This is a genomic window from Vibrio sp. V38_P2S17PM301 (assembly GCF_009904845.1).
Taxonomy (GTDB): domain Bacteria; phylum Pseudomonadota; class Gammaproteobacteria; order Enterobacterales; family Vibrionaceae; genus Vibrio; species Vibrio proteolyticus.
The window spans coordinates 139415-154061 of record NZ_WXWO01000025.1 but is presented as its reverse complement, the minus strand read 5'-3'; the positions used below and the strand labels follow the sequence as shown (position 1 = coordinate 154061).

The window sequence follows — 14647 nt, the reverse complement described above, 5'->3', positions numbered from 1 at the left end:
ATCTTAGTTTTAATTAAGCCGCTTAAACAAGCGGCTTTACTTTATTGGCTAAGGCGTTTGCCTGGGAGCCGTGCCCTGCAATTTCTGAGGCGTTTTCCGGTGCTCCGGTCGGCCCGTCGGGGGCTGGGTGGGTATGCGTTGATAAGGCGGTCGCCAATTGGTTCACGACGTCTGTTAGCTGGTAAAGAATGTCAATGGTGTTCACCGTTTCATTGCCGATCTTTATTTTGCCGCCTTTCTCCACTTGCATTGAGATCAGTTCGCCGGCAATCGCTTGCTTCTTACCAGCGACGTTTTCATTGAGATCGGATGCCGTGGTGAGGTTCAATGACTCTAAGGATGCGATCTCAACGTGGCCAGTGGTCAACATCATAAGCGCGCCAAGGGCCGTGAGCTGATACTTCCCCCCTATGTTCTCGATGACATGAGCGGTTATCTCACTGTTTTTTGAGATGGCGTGTGTCTCTATATGACCCACAATCTGATGCAGTTTGGCGCTGATTTGCTGCAACTGATGATCGGTGGTCTGTTCAATATTGCCGCTGGCATCGATGGCCATTCGGGCGCCCTTTCTTGCCTGGGTAATGAGCTCTCCGGGTTTGCAACTAGCCAGCGTCGTTCCATAAGGCAAAACAGTGCTGATGTAAGGCTTGTTGATGTCCCCAAACGCAAAGCTCAGTTCCACAATGGCGCCAGGCTCTGGAAGTTGCATGATCCCGCCGCTGGCACTGAATGAGCCCGAAACGGCGATATTCGGCATTTCAGGCGCATGAGTCTCATTACCTTGCTTGTCCAGTAACTTGACGCTCACAGCGTATCTGGGGCGAAATGCATTGCTTAAATCGCCCTCGTGACTGTTTTCATTGATGGTTGTGACCACAGCCCACACCGGCACGTGCCAGCCTTGGGCAATCTCGGGGTAATGTTTTCTGATGATTTGTGCAATTAGCTCATCCATTGTATTTGCATCTTTTCTTTGTGTAATTCAATGTTTCTGACTCGTTGGCCATTGATTAAAACGCCTGGGCGTAACAATGGATTCATGGGAATTTGAGCGCTGTTGTTCTGCGCGTTTTCTAAATATTGATGCGGGATCGGAATGTTGCGACCGTTCCAGAGTGAGTCGGACCAGGAGCCAACAAAAATACGGCCATCACCTTGCTGTTGCCAGGTGTATTTTTTGATGCCGTAGACATCGCCTAAATCATCCAGCAGCGTGTATCCGGTGCCGTGATTGATGATGTAGGGGGCGGGCGTTTTTACATAGTCATTGTCAGGGGCCACGAACTGCAAGCCCGTTATCGTTGTCACGGTAGACAGAACATCGGTCAGCGTGGCGTGTTGAATGGCCAGCGGCAGCGTATTACGCAGTGCGGCGCTCAGCTCTCTGCAGAACAGCGAATAAGCGCCCTGGTTGATTTGTTTGTAGCTTTCAACGTACCCCATAAACCAACGCGTCAGCGTGTTGTTATAGCCGCATTCGTACGCAACCACTTGTTTCATGTTGGGCTGAATGTTGGTCAAAATGGTGGCGGTGCCAGGGCTGCGGTAAGCCAGGTTACACACCACATCGATCGGCTTTGCTTCCTGGTTGCCAATGAATAGTCGTTCATTGAGTTTCACTGCTGTTTTCCTCCGGCGCATTCATGTATTGACCGAGTTGATCATCCATATACTTAAAAACGCGCTCCAGGCTGCTCAACTGCGTTTCTGGCGGGATGTTGGCGCTGTCTTCGGGGTGTGCCGTGTCACCGCCTTGCGTTTGTTGTGTCGCGCCTGGGATGGCTTCTCTTTGTGTTTTCCGCTCTGGAACGGAGAGCCTTTCTCGCAAGGAGAAGTTAACGAGCCAGGCGAGATTATCTTGTTGCTCGTCAACGGCGACCTCACCCACAAATTTAGCCTGATAAAACTTCATCGCATCGGCGGCGTCATGGCCAAGTCGGTAGACTGTGCGGCTGCCATTGTCATCGACGGATTCGGCCATATCGACCAACTCGGATAACCATTCTGGTGCAGAATATGGGATCAACATGTTCACGGTCATTTCTTTGGCTTTGGCGCCCTCTTCGGCGGCGTCTGTACCGCTGCCCGTTCCGCTCATGTCTGAATCACCAAAGGGCAATTTGATATTAATCCGGATCTCTTTTCCTCGGATCTGTCGGTTGTTTAATCTCAGAGTCATACATTTACCATCTGATAAAAAAACGTGGGCTCTTGGTCACTGACCATCAAAAATAAGGTGCTGTAAGGCTCGGCGCTGATACGGGTTTCACGTAACTGTTTGGCCATGTTTGCCGGTGTTCCTGTCAGCCTGACTGCGTAGCATTGGCCTTGAAAAAGACGGATGAAATTTGAGACATCAGTCAGGAGTGTATCCATTGTTTGGCTCTGCAGTGCGGCCAGTTGCTTTAAGCGCTCCACGGGGGAGACGGCGCTTTCAGCGCACGCCTGCGCTTGTGCGAGCTCGGCGCTTAAATAGTGCTGCGTCGTGGACAATGGCGCCTGGTAAGCATAATCATCCGTTCGCCAGTAGGGATTGAGCCGGCGAGCCGGTATCTGCATTTTTTCGATGGCCAGGATGGCATTTTTTTGGGCGTGATCCGTGACGGCTAACCATTCAGGGAAAGCTAGCAAGGTGGTGATCGCGGATAGATTGGCGGCAAACGTGGATTCTGTGGAGCCCGTAATCACCAGGGCTAAACCATGTTTGCCAGAGACCGGATCGTATTGTTCGGTCAGTTTTTGGGCGGCAAACGTCGCCGCGGTATCGGCAGATAAACGCTGCTGTGTGCCTATCCGGTATTGGTAAGGCGTCAGGGCAACCGCAAAGCCAGAAAATAACAAGCTGTTTAATTGTTCACGCAATGCGGCCAGGCCGGCGGCAGAATCGGCCAATTCTGACGGTGTATGCAGCGAGCGTGATAGCTTATCCAGTTGACTTGCCTGGCTGGCGACGTGTGACTTTAACTGCCCGATAAAGCCGGACGCTTGCGCGTGGATGCTCTGCGCTGCGTGGGGAAAGGTGATGCGGTTCATAGGCTATCCGGGACCAGGTATTTCACTTTGACGGCGTACACCACCACGGTTGATCTTGGCCTGTTTTCCTCGCCACCAGTGTTGTCCACGGTCACGGTATGGCTGTGGTTGCCGCTGCCCCCCATGGAGTGATTGTGAGAGCCCAGCGCGACGCTATGACTGTGGGTCGTGCCACTGACTAAACCTGATACGGCATTTTTTTCCGTGCCGTCACCGGACCATCGACCAAGTAAACCACGTATAATAGAACCTGCGCGGCTTAATCCGTCTTTGGTTGTGTTCCCCAGCAGTTTGATGTCTGGCGACGCGTTGGACGTCGTTTTTGTGCCTAAATTGGTGCTGTTAATCGTGTGGGTATGGTTTCCGGTCGTGTTGGTACTGGCAGAGTGATTGTGAGATAAAATCTCTTGTTCGAGTTGCGAGCCTGGGTCAATGCCATCCGCAAACTGTCTCAAGTACCCGTGGGTGCCCCAGTTGGGCAGCGTTAAGGTGTCCTCAGTGATGCCCAGGTAATCAAAATAATCGGGGTAGTCCGCTTTATTGAGGGTTGCGCCATCAATCGGCAAATAGTCGTTATCCATGTCGGTGTTTTGATAGATCCTGACGCGGCCCAGTTTGCCCTCAACCTGTCTCATGACGGTGAGCATTTGACTCATGGACTGGGCCATGTCGGAGAATCGCTGCTCATAATCTGAGTTGAGCGCTTTAAGCTTTTCATCGGTCCGGCTAAGTGCGCGTAAATCCTGGGCGTCTGACGTTGATGTCAACTTTGCCAGGGGCGCAGCGTAATAGGTCACGCCACTCTCAATAAACGTGGGCGCCAGACTGTCCTCGATGCGAAGGGTGTTAATGGTCATCCATTCACTGTTGGCCTGGCCTTGAAAAGTGGCCACTAAATACACCGTTTTCGGGAACACCACATGGGTTAAATCCAGTGGTGTGACGGTGGTCAGTACCGACTTTAAACCGCCGACGTAGCCGGCGCCGGGTTCGATGGTGGCGGTGATGGCGCCGGCCGTGTGCGACACTTTCCAGCCATCCTCCAAAAACGCGGCCTGGCCGTACTCGGTCAGGTTGTTTTTTCTCACGCGCTCATCCATGGCGGACAATCGGGTATTGAATTCTAATTGCCAGGTTTCTGCAGGCACGTTGATCTGTGTGAGTGCCTGAGCGTTTTTGTAGGTCGTGACGAGGTTGCGTGATAGCGTGTCGCCTTCAATGCCCGCTAAGGGGTCGGCCTTAACCTTGCTTTGCTCGGGTTCGTGGATAATGACACCGGCCAGGTTTAATGCGCTGTTGACCAGATAGATAGCATTGTAATTCCAGGTGCCAATATCCGTACCCAATAGGCACGAATACACCACCGCATCCGGGTTGATAAATCCTTTGTTATTCTCGGGGATGTCGTAGCGATACTGGATCTGGTTTTCTGGCGGCAGTGTTTCGTCAGGGTCGATCGGTAACGAAGGATCCAGCCCCGGAATCAATGCAAAGACCACCTGATCTAAAATAACCGGCTCGCCGGCGGCTTCCTGTTGGGCTTTGTAAGTGGCTAATGCGTTGGTTAATTGTTGCGTCATACTAATACCTTCATTCTTACTGTTCGACGGTGACATAAACAAAATCACTGTCGACTGAGCCAGATTCGTTTGTTACCTGGCACCAATACCGATGAGTACCGGCGTTGATTGTGCTGACTGTCATCGTGGCACTCAGACCGCCGTATCGCTCGGGAATGGGCGAATCAATGACAGAGCCGCCTGAGCCATATTGGTTGTACCACTGGTAGGAAAGGGTACCGCCGCCGCTGTCTGCAACGATTGAAAATGTATAAGGTGCACCGATTGCGACCGTTGGGTGATCTTGAGGTTGTTCAATGATGGTGGGCAGGGCCGGGCCGACAATGACCGCAACGCGGTCAGTGCGAACCATTTGATCAAATTCGTTGTAGGCAACAAACTGCCGTGGGAACGTGTCTTGATTCGGGTACTCACTGGTATAGCGGGCAGACGTGCCGATACCAGAAGAAATCACAACATCATTGTCTGGGTTGATGCATTCCCAGCGCAGCTGGCTACCATGGGCGTTAAATTCGGCGGTAAGCGTGACGGTTTCGCCAGCGGGCAGGCTCGCACCAACAGGTTGAGTTTCTACGGTCGGAGGGGCAACGACGGTGACATAAGCCGTCACACTGTTTATCGCGCCGGCTTCATTCCATATTTTACACCAGTAACCATGTCGGCCTGCATTGACGGTAGAGACTCGCATCATGGCGGTATTGCCCCCAAAATCAGGCGATACCGGGCCCTTTTCGTTTCCAGAGGTCGAGTTGTACCATTGATAGTGAATATCGCTATCCTGGTCATCAACAAACACGGCAAAGCTGTATTGCTGGCCCTGTTTTACGTTGGCGTGGTTCAATGGTTGGCGCGTGATGCCCGGTAGCTCTGGGAAAAAATGACAGACATTGCTGATGTACTGACAGGTCATTTGTCCGTAGTGATTGGTCAAGGCAAGCTTATTGGTGACGTTGTACTCATAGCGCCGGCATGTGGCGCCATAGGTTTGAATCAATAAGTTAATGAGATCCTTTTTACCCGCTAATGCTTCCGGATCCAGCTCTAGGGTCACAATGTCCCAGTCCCGATCGGGCTGTCGTTCCTTAATGTCATAAACACTGACACCCAGGCGCTCAAATATGCGATACAGGCCTGCGGTCATGCCGGCGTCTTCTGCGTTCACGAAAGCATAATCAACCCGCTTGCGGTAAATCAGTTCATCTTCACCATCCAGACGCTCTATTTTTCGTTCCCAGGCGACATAATCCACGATGATGAGATCGCACGTCATCAGGTCAAACTTGCCCAATGAAAGGCGACACCATGTTTCGACTTTTTCCCAGAAAGATTGTGACGCTGCAGCGAGCTTCCTCAACTCGCCTTTGCTCATCCAAAACGGCAAAGTGATGTGCATCATACGCCGGCCCTCGGTGTTTCGGTCAGGGTGAGCGTGTTGATTCGCGCTATCTCTAAGCCGGTTCTAAAATCCCGGTTTGGTGTGTACAGCGTCTCGATGAGTGGGAACTGATTCCGGATCTCCTGGTTGAGTGTGGAGTAGCTGAATAAGGATTGTGGCCAGGTTTGAGTGACATGCTCATAAGCCTGGTTTTCTCGAAACGCACAGCGGATCAACTGCTCGATGTCCTGAAACAGTGTGCTCTTTTGTGCGTCGGTCAGGTTGGCCACGGGCAGCACTTCAAAAGTGATGTCTTGCGGCACATCGGGCAAGTCCATGGCTAACATGTCATCACCCAGGCCGTGATGGCCATCATCACGCACTGCTTTGTTGATGGCATCAATGAAAGGTTGTGAAGGGATGCCACTGTCCAGCAAAATATAAGCGTTGGCGCTGCCTGGTCCACGTGGTGCGCCGTGCTCAATGTATATTTGATCCGCTTTGACGCCGCCAAACTCCGACATGATGAGCTTGTATTTGTCATCAATAAACCAGCCTGACACCGATTGAAAAGCGCTTCTGTAACGCTCTCTTGCGTCAGCGTCGCTTTCTTTATCTTGCCCTGGCTGCGTTAGCCAGTCTGCAGGGTTATACACTCTGAGTAAGCCCGGGAGTGGCGTTTGTGGGATTTGGTAATAGCCGGCGCCCAGGTTGTACGCGGCGCCGGTGGCCTCTGCTTCGCATTGGATGGAGAGCTGCGCCACACCGGCAGGCAGCGTCTCCTCTTTGAGTGTAACCAACTTATACATCACGCCATTAATGCGATCGGTGCTAATGGTAAAGCCAGCCGGCAAGAGGATTTCCGGTGCGGTGAGTTCACGTTCAAAAATAACGTAGCCCTCGGCTTTGCTGGCGTCTTTTCGGGTCAGGTTCACTGACCACAAATACATATCCAGAAAATAGCCGGTGGCCGTTCGTACAAACGACTGAGGCAAAATGTCGGTAATCAAAAAGGTTAAAAGCCAGAAATACGCCTTGGTGATCATGGCCTCGATCAGTCGCCAAAACGGGGAGAAGGTCGAGTCATTGTTGATAAGTGAGCCCTGGTCCTTGACTTCCTGCTGAAAGACCGCTTTGACTTCTGCAGCCTCGGTAGGAATGTCGGCGTTTTTTACCAATTGTTGAAAGTCTTGGTTTGGGTCGTGAGTCATAGCCATGCTTCAATTACTCCAAAGTCGTAGCTTTTCGCCGTTAACTGGCGTTTGTCGTTTATCCTCTGAATTTTTCCGGTGCCCGGGATGACTCTGAGATCATCCTCCGCCAGTAAAATAATTCGGTGTTCGACGTCGGCGATCTCTGTCGGGCTGCGCTCTGCGACAAGCTCAACGGCCAGTCCGCTTTCTAAGATCGCGTGTTTGATGTCCTGGGCGATAACAACGCGGTCGGTGGTTATCACTGGGTTTTGACCATCGTCTAAAAGGATGTCCTCATTGACGATCAGTAGGTCGCTGTAAATGGGGTTTGTCATGATGACCACCTTGCCAGGGCGTTATTGATGGCATTGGGATCCGTCAATTGCTGTGGATAAATGTTCATCGTGCCGATGGTGTTTGAATTCGTTTTGTTACTGTTATTGTTATTGATGTAACTTGACGGTATCGGTTGTACAGAAGCCAGGTTCGCTGTCTGGTTGACGTCAGGCAGACGTTTATTCAACGCTTCGCGCCGTGCATCAATGTCGATCGTTGCCTCGTCACCATCTGCAAACCATCCCTTCACTTTTGCCCAGGCATCACTGAGCCAGCCGATAAAGTCATCCCAATAGGCCCATAGGGCCGCAACGGCAGTGATCACACCCACGATGGCAATAGGGATCCATCCAATGGTGGCAATAAAGGCCGCACCGACGCCCCAAACGGCGGGGATCATCGTAATGAGCAGCTTGGTTAAGCCTGCGATACCTGCCCACATGCCACCCATAAAGAACTTAGACACCGCCCAGATAGCGGTCAGACCCACCCAGGCTAGCTGAGTGACACCGGTGACAAGGGATAACAGCGCCATACTGGCGCTGAGTATCCCAATGCCGATCACCAGATAGCCCACCATTTTTGTGAGGTTAGGAAAGAGGTTCATCCAGCGTCTGAGTGTCTGACCGCCGGCGATCATGTAATTAATAAAGGGCTGCAGCGAGCCACTTAACGCCTGACCAAACACAATTTTTACGTTGTTCACGGCTTGCCCTAATTGCGCATAAGGGTCGGCAATGTTTTTGGCCATCGTCACGGCGCGCTCCATGCCTGAAACGCGGTTCAATGATTCAATATTGGCTTTCAGTGCATCGGTGTCATGCCATAAGTTGCCGAGCATACCGGCGGCGTTCGTGCCAAAAGCCGTGTTGAGGATGCCCATTTCCTTGAGTCCTAAATCATCCCCTAATTTGGCTTTTAGCTTGTCGATGATTTCGACCATGCCAAGCGCTTTACCGTTGGCGTCAGAAAGGCTGATGCCTAACACTTTCTGAGCATTAGGCAGCGCATCCAGAAACCCCGCATAAGCGGTGCCGGCGACACTGCCTTGCATCGTGGATTGAAGGGAGCCCAGGATCGCGAACTGCTCTGCGGCACTGATGCCCTGGTTAGTAGCCCTTGCACCGACACCGGCAAACGCCTCATTCATCGCGCTACCGGTGGTTTTAAATAACTGGACGGCCGTCGCTGTTTGACCGGCGATTTGCTCTACCCATTTATCCTTGCCGATCGCATTCGCATTCTTTTTAAAGATGCCGTACATGGTGCCCATGTAGTTGGTGATCGTGGCGGTATCGGCTTTGGTGGCGGTCGCTAACACGGCGGATGCGTTCGTAAATGTGGCCAGGTTGTTTGCGCTGAGTCCATCGATGGCCGATTGAATGTCATAGGAAGCGCGGACAAAATCAGACGCGCTTTTGCCATAGGTTTCAGAAAATACGATGGCCTGGTTTTGAACGGTATTCGCGGCGTCTGCGCCCAGGGCGCTGTCATTAAACAGTGACATCAGTTCACCGCGTGCGGCGTTCATCTCTCGCGCGGGTCCAGTCAGGCCGTCGAACATCGCCCCACTGGCCCAAAGGCCTGCGGCGCCGGTTCCGGCCGTTTGCCAGGCTTTTGATGAACGGTCGGCCATTGATTGCAGACCAGCAAAGCTTTTCTGTACGCCTTTAAAGCCTTTCTGAGTGCGGTCGTTTAGCCAAACGGTAAAGCTTAATTGATTAGACGCCATTTAAGATGTCCTTAATGTCTGGCGATAAGGTGTGATCCAGTACCGCCTGGGCGCAGGGGTCAGACCAAAGCAGTGACACGCTTTTGGCTAGGCTGGATGATTGCAGCTTTTTGGTCAGGTCTGACATCAGTGTCAGCTCGCTTGCCAAAATGGCATTGATGCGGCTTTCAAAGCCGGCATAGGCGCCGTTCAGGTCGGTTAAAATCTGAGTGATGGCGGCTGTGTCAATCTCTCCGGAGACGTACCGCGCAATAGCATCCATCTGCTGCTGCGCTGTTGTGGTCATGCCGTTTAAAAACTCGTCGATATCCCCCAGGAGTGAGCCGGTGGCGTTCATTAGATAATCGCAGCCTTGTACGTCTTCAATGCGATTGACGCCGGAGGCACAGTTAATCGTGGCAAAGAGTTGATCTAAATGTGTCTGCATTTGGTTTTGTGATGCCGCTGTGCAAACAAGGGAACCATTAATGGCGGCGTGTGTTGCGTCGACCAGTTCCTGGGTGACGCCATCGGCAGGAGGAGCGGCAATAGGCAGACTGTCAACGGCGGTATTGGCATTGCCCAGAGTGGTGAGCGTACTGGATGTCAGAGTCAGGCTTGGGCTGTTTAAGCCCAGGCCGTTTTGTAGGATTTCGTTATACAGGTCATCGTTCATTATCACACCTACTAAGGGAACGATTTTACTATTCCCTGGTTCACTGCCAGTGTTAATGACTCGTGATGATGTTCATCTAACCACATAGCCCTGGCTAAGTTCTCAATATCGTCATTTTCATGCGGTAAGTAATGCCGCCTTAGCGCCATTAATTGGCTGACACGGCTCTTGCGATAGGTGGCAGCCAGGGCGGTGATCAGTCCAATGATTGGCCGAAATCCGGCTCAACTTTGTCTGTGACGGCTATCATCATTTGGTTGAGTACGCCTTTCACCTTGAGGGCTTCGGCTAAAAAGTCATGGTGCTCTTTGCAGACCACGCCCATGAGATAGTTTTTGGCCGCGGCGGTCGGAGAGATTTTCCCGCTCTGTGACGCGTTCAAAAAGGCGTTGTACTCGTTCAAGCTGATGGAAAATTGAATGCCGGAATGCAGTTTTTTACCGTTGATCACCAGTGGCACCACCACATCCGTGCTGCCCTGCAGAGACTTAAGCAGGCTAAGTGCTTCGTTTTCTGGTAGGGCATCCGCGTTGGTTTCTTGATGGCTATTTTGTGGTTTCGTCATGGCTTTGTTCCTCATAAATCAGTGTGTTGACGTAATTTTGCAAACCTATCAACTGCGCTTTTAACTCGTAGTAGGATTGGTAATTTCGGACGATAGTGGGTAAGGCCAGGCGCAGGTCATTGCGTTGCACCACGATCGGATCCAGTGTTTCCAGTTGCTGAGGTGGGCGGATCATTAATGATGCGTCCGGCTTCGGCGGTGAGCTCTCCAGGAGCGGCGGCTCGGTTGTGGAGGCGCACCCATTCAGAAACAAAATCAGCATTGCAGCCGGTGTCGGCCGGCTTAGAGACCACCTTGATGATCTCTTTTTCAATTGGGACATAGACGGTCACCACTTCCTTTTTTTGGGCCGCGGCATTGAGGCCAGATTGATACGCTTTCTTTTCGATGCCCTGTTTTTTGTCGATTTGCTGCAGGGTGCGAGCGTTGTTTTTCTGCTCGTATTTCAGCGCGGCAGCCTGGTAGCCGCTGTCATAGATGGCGTTGTAAATGACATAACACAGCCCCGCAATGACAACGGCGATAAGGAGGTTGCGCCAGCTCTGCAACGTCATAGGGCCAACACTTCGACAGGGAAACTGCCCTCAAACTGCTCTGGCTTTCCGGCGCCTAATGGCGTGTTGTAGTGCTGTTTCCAATAGTTGGCCATGGCCTGGATATCGCCGGCTTCAGGAAGCGCCGCCGGCACACGTAGATAGTGGATACGGCACATCGCGACCTGATAGGCCAGATTCCAAATGAGAGAGCCAGTGCAGACGCTGTCCACATGTCCGGCTTGCTCGCCCTGAGTCAGCAAAGACAACACTTTCTTTTTGAGTTCCGGTTTGTACTGCAGATAGTTGTGACAGCGCCGGAAATGCTTTAAAACACTGTGAAATTATCCTCTAAAACGTTTTTGGATGCGAAACTAACCGAAATAAAGCGGGATTTCGCGAAACAAACCTGGGTTATCGATGCCGATTCTCAACGAGAGATTTTGTATCTAGGTTAAAGGAAACCCAGCGCGATAGCTGGGTACAGATCAATCTGAAAGGCCGGATAATTGTGGACGTTCAGAAAAAGGGAAACCGTCAGAATCTGGATAGTCACTCAATACCTTTCGGTCCCTGAGCAATTGAATGAACTGCTCCTCAGTCTTTATAGGGGAAGTTCTTAGCGCTTCTGGATAGTTCTGGTCCTTTTCATATTGATCAATGCGGCTCAGAACCTTAAAGAGCTCACGATCTCGCCATTCTAATTCTTCTGCCGCCCGCACCGGCTTGTGGCGCTCTGGGTCATAGGCCCAGCCGTCAACATCATTCATCCACGAATCATAAGGCTGATAGGCAAGAAGCGTGTGGGTATCTGGCACATCCCCGATAGTTTCAATTAAATAGTCGTAGAGCTCAGGGTTGTCTCTGTCCTTCGCATAAGCATACTGACCTCGATGATCCGGGACTTCCTGCCAAGTGCCTTTCACTAACTTTATTGCGAACCCTTCATTAGGCTCTGGTGGTGCTTCAAAAACATGATGGTCAGGAAGTTCAAAGTTGTAGTCTGAGACCAAAAACGCCATCCCCCACTCATTGTAGTAGGACTGGCCAATAAGGATCTCATAGACTGCCCACTCATCCTCTTTGTATAAGACGGTTTGAGTGTCAGGATCGTACTCAGGTGGGTGTTCTTGTATCGCCCACTCTGGATAATCACCATCTGGCTGGCCTATGACGTAACGACGTCCGTGTTCATCCCAAAACGCTTTCCATGTCATGTCTTCGATTTCATTGGACCAAACGTCTTTATCACGATCGTAATGGGCAATCATCCCAGCGCTTGATGGAGTATAAACAGTCTGAGTAAAATCCGAACCTAAAGCGGTACCTTTAGAAACGTGCTCTACGGTATTTTCAATCCACCACCCATCTGGAGTGATACGTGACACGTTGACGGGTTGAGAGTGTTCGAAGAATTTAGTCATTATGCCAGCCTTACTATCCAGTTTACTTTACGGTGGTTAATGGTGTTTCTCGACGCACCAAACAGTGCAATGAATAAACTGTGAGCATGAGCGCCAATGGAAGTTGAGTGGTAGTGGTTACCTGCGGATGCCGTTGTGTTTGTATAGCTTCCTGATGGATTGCTAAAGCCCGCATTATAACTCCCTCCATAGAGCGCGCCAGACATGGTCCTCACTGTATATGGGTGCGCGTGGCTACCCGTCGTGTTCGAATTTTTGGTCCCCAAATTTGTAGAGCCGACACTCGAGCCGGGGTGTCCATGCGCTTTGACTTGGCCTTCTTCCCAAGCTCCGACCGTTTCCCCGTCTTCTTTCCCGATGACGCCACAGCCGCGCATATCGGGAATAATGCCGTTCGGCCAAATGGATGCAAGTTGAACATAGGTCTTCACATCAAAGGCCTGACCCTTCATGATACCAAAGCCATCAGGGGCTTCATTCGTAAACCAAGGAATGGCCGCACCGACAGGGAATATTTTTGCGGCCAACTTTAACCAGAGGTTAGTGACCAGCTTGTCGATGACATTCGGTACTCCCAGTGAATGCATCAACTTTTTAACGGTCAGTATTTTTTCATCGTCTGTCCCGGTTGTGACGTCTTCCACCGTCGCAATCTTCGCGATACCACGCTCTCGCTCTGTGGCTTGAGGGTAAATGGGGGTCACTTCAAGCGTCACAGCAGAGGCGTTGTATAAATCGACGGAGCATTCGATTTCCAATTGAATGTAATCTTGACCAATATCAGGCACCAAGCTGGGGACATATGAGCTGTAGATGATCATATCGCCTTCATCATCGTATAGCCCAAACTCCCAAACGGACTCCCCGGCAAACCGGGTGCTATCGACATACACTAAGGCATGGATCCACCGGTCTGTGGTATTGCCTTCATTAATGTCTTGACGCCCAAACTCGTTAACGAGTTGAGTGAAGGCGGTGTTAGGTTCAACATATTCAAAGTTTGAATCGCCCAATGCGATTTCTCGGATAATCACTTTCTCACCGGCTTGGTAGGCTGCGTCTAACTTAGCCAAACCGACGTCAGTGACCACTGCGCTTTTTAAAGGTTCGTTCGCCATAATCAATCCATAAGAGTCACGGTGATGCGTTTTCGGCTGCGGGTATGGATGCCGGCATAGATGCCGCCACGACTTAAAGGATTCCGGACGATCATGTTCCAGTGCTGGGAGCCTTGTTTGTTGCTCTCCACTAACGTCACCACGTTCTCATAATCCTTTTGAGTCAAGCCGCCTTGTTCCTGGGTGGCTTCCACAAGAAAAGTGCCTTTCTCGCCAGGCGGATTCATTTGATGCCAAACGGTGAGTTTTGGGTCAAAGCCAGTCAGGTCCAATGCGCGCTCCACCGCCCAAATGGTGCCCTTGTACTTATACAGTGTCAGGCCATTTTTTACGACGGCACGTTTGCGCTCAAGCGGCCAGGCATCGTTCCAGGTGTCAACTCGAAACCACCAGGCAAGCCAGGGCAGATACGACTCATGCACATGGTCGATATCCAGTACCTGCAACCCTTGAATCGCTGAGCGCACCTCGTTCATTTCTTCGGAGGTCAGACGGCTTAGTGTTCTCAGCCGGATGTCTTGCTTTAAGATTTTGGGCAGCATCATTACGTCTCGTTTATCCAGTGATGACAGAATACCGAGTCTCAACATCCTCATTTCCGTTCGGCAGATGGCTGGGTGATATAAAGACACAATGCGGGCTCTACCTCACTCACATCGAGATAAATCATGAACACTGAACATCAACCGAACAACACCATTGAAACCGTATCGAAACCGGACGCTCAGGTTTTCGCCCTGGAAGACATTGCGCGTGCAATGATGGAATTTGACCTCTGCATTTTGAATACTCCCATCCAGTTTGGCGGGATGGTGCTCAACTGTGCGAAGCGGGTGCGTAAAGCACTGGTGAAAGACCGCATTGAGGCGGTGCGATTCACAAAAGAGCAATACGGCTTTGAGTCCAACGATGCCATCACGGCCCACATTGCCTCCAGCATTCTCGTATTCGGTGAACGTGTGGAAGAAGCGCGGGATGAGCATGGAAAGCTGACGAAATTAGGAATGAAAGGCGAAGTGGTGGTGCCGGTCGACATGCTGATTAACTTGCCTTATGAGGAGCACATCAACCTGGCGCATTTGATGGGAAAGAGCTGAATC

The 14647-nt window shown here is 51.3% G+C and carries 18 protein-coding genes; 1 reads left to right on the top strand and 17 read right to left on the bottom strand.

Annotation, left to right across the window (positions count from 1 at the left end; genetic code table 11):
- Nucleotides 1–22: 22 nt before the first annotated feature.
- The 17 genes from CAG64_RS05930 to CAG64_RS05855 form a co-directional block, all read right to left on the bottom strand.
- The gene (locus tag CAG64_RS05930; RefSeq protein ID WP_161447557.1) at nt 23–958 is read right to left on the bottom strand and encodes a hypothetical protein; all 936 of its coding nucleotides are present in this window, start codon (nt 956–958) and stop codon (nt 23–25) included.
- Complete coding sequence (locus CAG64_RS05925; protein ID WP_161447555.1) at nt 946–1623, bottom strand: hypothetical protein; 678 nt, start codon at nt 1621–1623, stop codon at nt 946–948. The genes CAG64_RS05930 and CAG64_RS05925 overlap by 13 nt, the downstream gene beginning before the upstream one ends.
- A complete protein-coding gene (locus CAG64_RS05920; protein ID WP_161447554.1) occupies nt 1610–2182 on the bottom strand; it encodes a baseplate complex protein in 573 nt (190 codons plus the stop codon). Before CAG64_RS05920 ends, CAG64_RS05925 begins: the two co-directional genes overlap by 14 nt.
- Entirely contained in the window at nt 2179–3036 is an 858-nt protein-coding gene (locus tag CAG64_RS05915; RefSeq protein WP_161447552.1) for a hypothetical protein, read from the bottom strand. The genes CAG64_RS05920 and CAG64_RS05915 overlap by 4 nt, the downstream gene beginning before the upstream one ends.
- Complete coding sequence (locus CAG64_RS05910; protein ID WP_161447550.1) at nt 3033–4616, bottom strand: phage tail-collar fiber domain-containing protein; 1584 nt, start codon at nt 4614–4616, stop codon at nt 3033–3035. Before CAG64_RS05910 ends, CAG64_RS05915 begins: the two co-directional genes overlap by 4 nt.
- A 16-nt stretch (nt 4617–4632) precedes the next feature.
- Complete coding sequence (locus CAG64_RS05905; RefSeq protein WP_161447548.1) at nt 4633–6012, bottom strand: hypothetical protein; 1380 nt, start codon at nt 6010–6012, stop codon at nt 4633–4635.
- Nucleotides 6009–7208, bottom strand: a complete 1200-nt coding sequence (locus CAG64_RS05900; protein WP_161447547.1) for a baseplate J/gp47 family protein — start codon at nt 7206–7208, stop codon at nt 6009–6011. The genes CAG64_RS05905 and CAG64_RS05900 overlap by 4 nt, the downstream gene beginning before the upstream one ends.
- Entirely contained in the window at nt 7199–7519 is a 321-nt protein-coding gene (locus CAG64_RS05895; RefSeq protein ID WP_161447545.1) for a DUF2590 family protein, read from the bottom strand. Before CAG64_RS05895 ends, CAG64_RS05900 begins: the two co-directional genes overlap by 10 nt.
- The gene (locus CAG64_RS05890; RefSeq protein WP_161447543.1) at nt 7516–9252 is read right to left on the bottom strand and encodes a phage tail tape measure protein; all 1737 of its coding nucleotides are present in this window, start codon (nt 9250–9252) and stop codon (nt 7516–7518) included. The genes CAG64_RS05895 and CAG64_RS05890 overlap by 4 nt, the downstream gene beginning before the upstream one ends.
- Complete coding sequence (locus CAG64_RS05885; RefSeq protein ID WP_161447541.1) at nt 9242–9907, bottom strand: DUF7217 family protein; 666 nt, start codon at nt 9905–9907, stop codon at nt 9242–9244. Before CAG64_RS05885 ends, CAG64_RS05890 begins: the two co-directional genes overlap by 11 nt.
- An 11-nt stretch (nt 9908–9918) precedes the next feature.
- On the bottom strand, nt 9919–10056 hold the full coding sequence (locus tag CAG64_RS24065; RefSeq protein WP_443084052.1) for a DUF6890 family protein: 138 nt from the start codon (nt 10054–10056) through the stop codon (nt 9919–9921).
- Between the two features lie 47 nt (nt 10057–10103).
- Nucleotides 10104–10472, bottom strand: a complete 369-nt coding sequence (locus CAG64_RS05880; protein ID WP_161447539.1) for a putative phage tail assembly chaperone — start codon at nt 10470–10472, stop codon at nt 10104–10106.
- A 116-nt stretch (nt 10473–10588) separates the two neighbouring features.
- Nucleotides 10589–11026 (bottom strand): hypothetical protein, encoded by a 438-nt coding sequence (locus tag CAG64_RS05875; RefSeq protein WP_161447537.1) that lies wholly within the window; start codon nt 11024–11026, stop codon nt 10589–10591.
- The gene (locus CAG64_RS05870; protein ID WP_202600867.1) at nt 11023–11274 is read right to left on the bottom strand and encodes a hypothetical protein; all 252 of its coding nucleotides are present in this window, start codon (nt 11272–11274) and stop codon (nt 11023–11025) included. Before CAG64_RS05870 ends, CAG64_RS05875 begins: the two co-directional genes overlap by 4 nt.
- Nucleotides 11275–11493: 219 nt before the next feature.
- Nucleotides 11494–12429, bottom strand: coding sequence for a hypothetical protein (locus CAG64_RS05865; protein WP_161447536.1), 936 nt, complete (start codon nt 12427–12429; stop codon nt 11494–11496).
- Nucleotides 12429–13547 carry a phage tail-collar fiber domain-containing protein gene (locus CAG64_RS05860; RefSeq protein ID WP_161447534.1) on the bottom strand — a complete coding sequence of 373 codons (1119 nt, stop codon included), beginning with the start codon at nt 13545–13547 and terminating at the stop codon, nt 12429–12431. Before CAG64_RS05860 ends, CAG64_RS05865 begins: the two co-directional genes overlap by 1 nt.
- Nucleotides 13548–13549: 2 nt before the next feature.
- Nucleotides 13550–14137, bottom strand: coding sequence for a phage tail protein I (locus tag CAG64_RS05855; protein ID WP_161447533.1), 588 nt, complete (start codon nt 14135–14137; stop codon nt 13550–13552).
- Between the two features lie 78 nt (nt 14138–14215).
- Between CAG64_RS05855 and CAG64_RS05850 the strand changes: the two genes are divergently transcribed.
- Complete coding sequence (locus tag CAG64_RS05850; RefSeq protein WP_161447531.1) at nt 14216–14644, top strand: hypothetical protein; 429 nt, start codon at nt 14216–14218, stop codon at nt 14642–14644.
- The last annotated feature ends 3 nt before the right edge of the window (nt 14645–14647 follow it).

Coding starts and splice junctions, on each gene's coding strand:
- CAG64_RS05850 (WP_161447531.1), top strand. CDS start 14,216: ATGAACACTGAACATCAACCGAACAACACCATTGAAACCGTATCGAAA.
- CAG64_RS05930 (WP_161447557.1), bottom strand. CDS start 958: ATGGATGAGCTAATTGCACAAATCATCAGAAAACATTACCCCGAGATT.
- CAG64_RS05855 (WP_161447533.1), bottom strand. CDS start 14,137: ATGTTGAGACTCGGTATTCTGTCATCACTGGATAAACGAGACGTAATG.
- CAG64_RS05920 (WP_161447554.1), bottom strand. CDS start 2,182: ATGACTCTGAGATTAAACAACCGACAGATCCGAGGAAAAGAGATCCGG.
- CAG64_RS05865 (WP_161447536.1), bottom strand. CDS start 12,429: ATGACTAAATTCTTCGAACACTCTCAACCCGTCAACGTGTCACGTATC.
- CAG64_RS05905 (WP_161447548.1), bottom strand. CDS start 6,012: ATGATGCACATCACTTTGCCGTTTTGGATGAGCAAAGGCGAGTTGAGG.
- CAG64_RS05895 (WP_161447545.1), bottom strand. CDS start 7,519: ATGACAAACCCCATTTACAGCGACCTACTGATCGTCAATGAGGACATC.
- CAG64_RS05880 (WP_161447539.1), bottom strand. CDS start 10,472: ATGACGAAACCACAAAATAGCCATCAAGAAACCAACGCGGATGCCCTA.
- CAG64_RS05890 (WP_161447543.1), bottom strand. CDS start 9,252: ATGGCGTCTAATCAATTAAGCTTTACCGTTTGGCTAAACGACCGCACT.
- CAG64_RS05915 (WP_161447552.1), bottom strand. CDS start 3,036: ATGAACCGCATCACCTTTCCCCACGCAGCGCAGAGCATCCACGCGCAA.
- CAG64_RS05875 (WP_161447537.1), bottom strand. CDS start 11,026: ATGACGTTGCAGAGCTGGCGCAACCTCCTTATCGCCGTTGTCATTGCG.
- CAG64_RS05900 (WP_161447547.1), bottom strand. CDS start 7,208: ATGGCTATGACTCACGACCCAAACCAAGACTTTCAACAATTGGTAAAA.
- CAG64_RS05860 (WP_161447534.1), bottom strand. CDS start 13,547: ATGGCGAACGAACCTTTAAAAAGCGCAGTGGTCACTGACGTCGGTTTG.
- CAG64_RS05910 (WP_161447550.1), bottom strand. CDS start 4,616: ATGACGCAACAATTAACCAACGCATTAGCCACTTACAAAGCCCAACAG.
- CAG64_RS24065 (WP_443084052.1), bottom strand. CDS start 10,056: ATGGCGCTAAGGCGGCATTACTTACCGCATGAAAATGACGATATTGAG.
- CAG64_RS05885 (WP_161447541.1), bottom strand. CDS start 9,907: ATGAACGATGACCTGTATAACGAAATCCTACAAAACGGCCTGGGCTTA.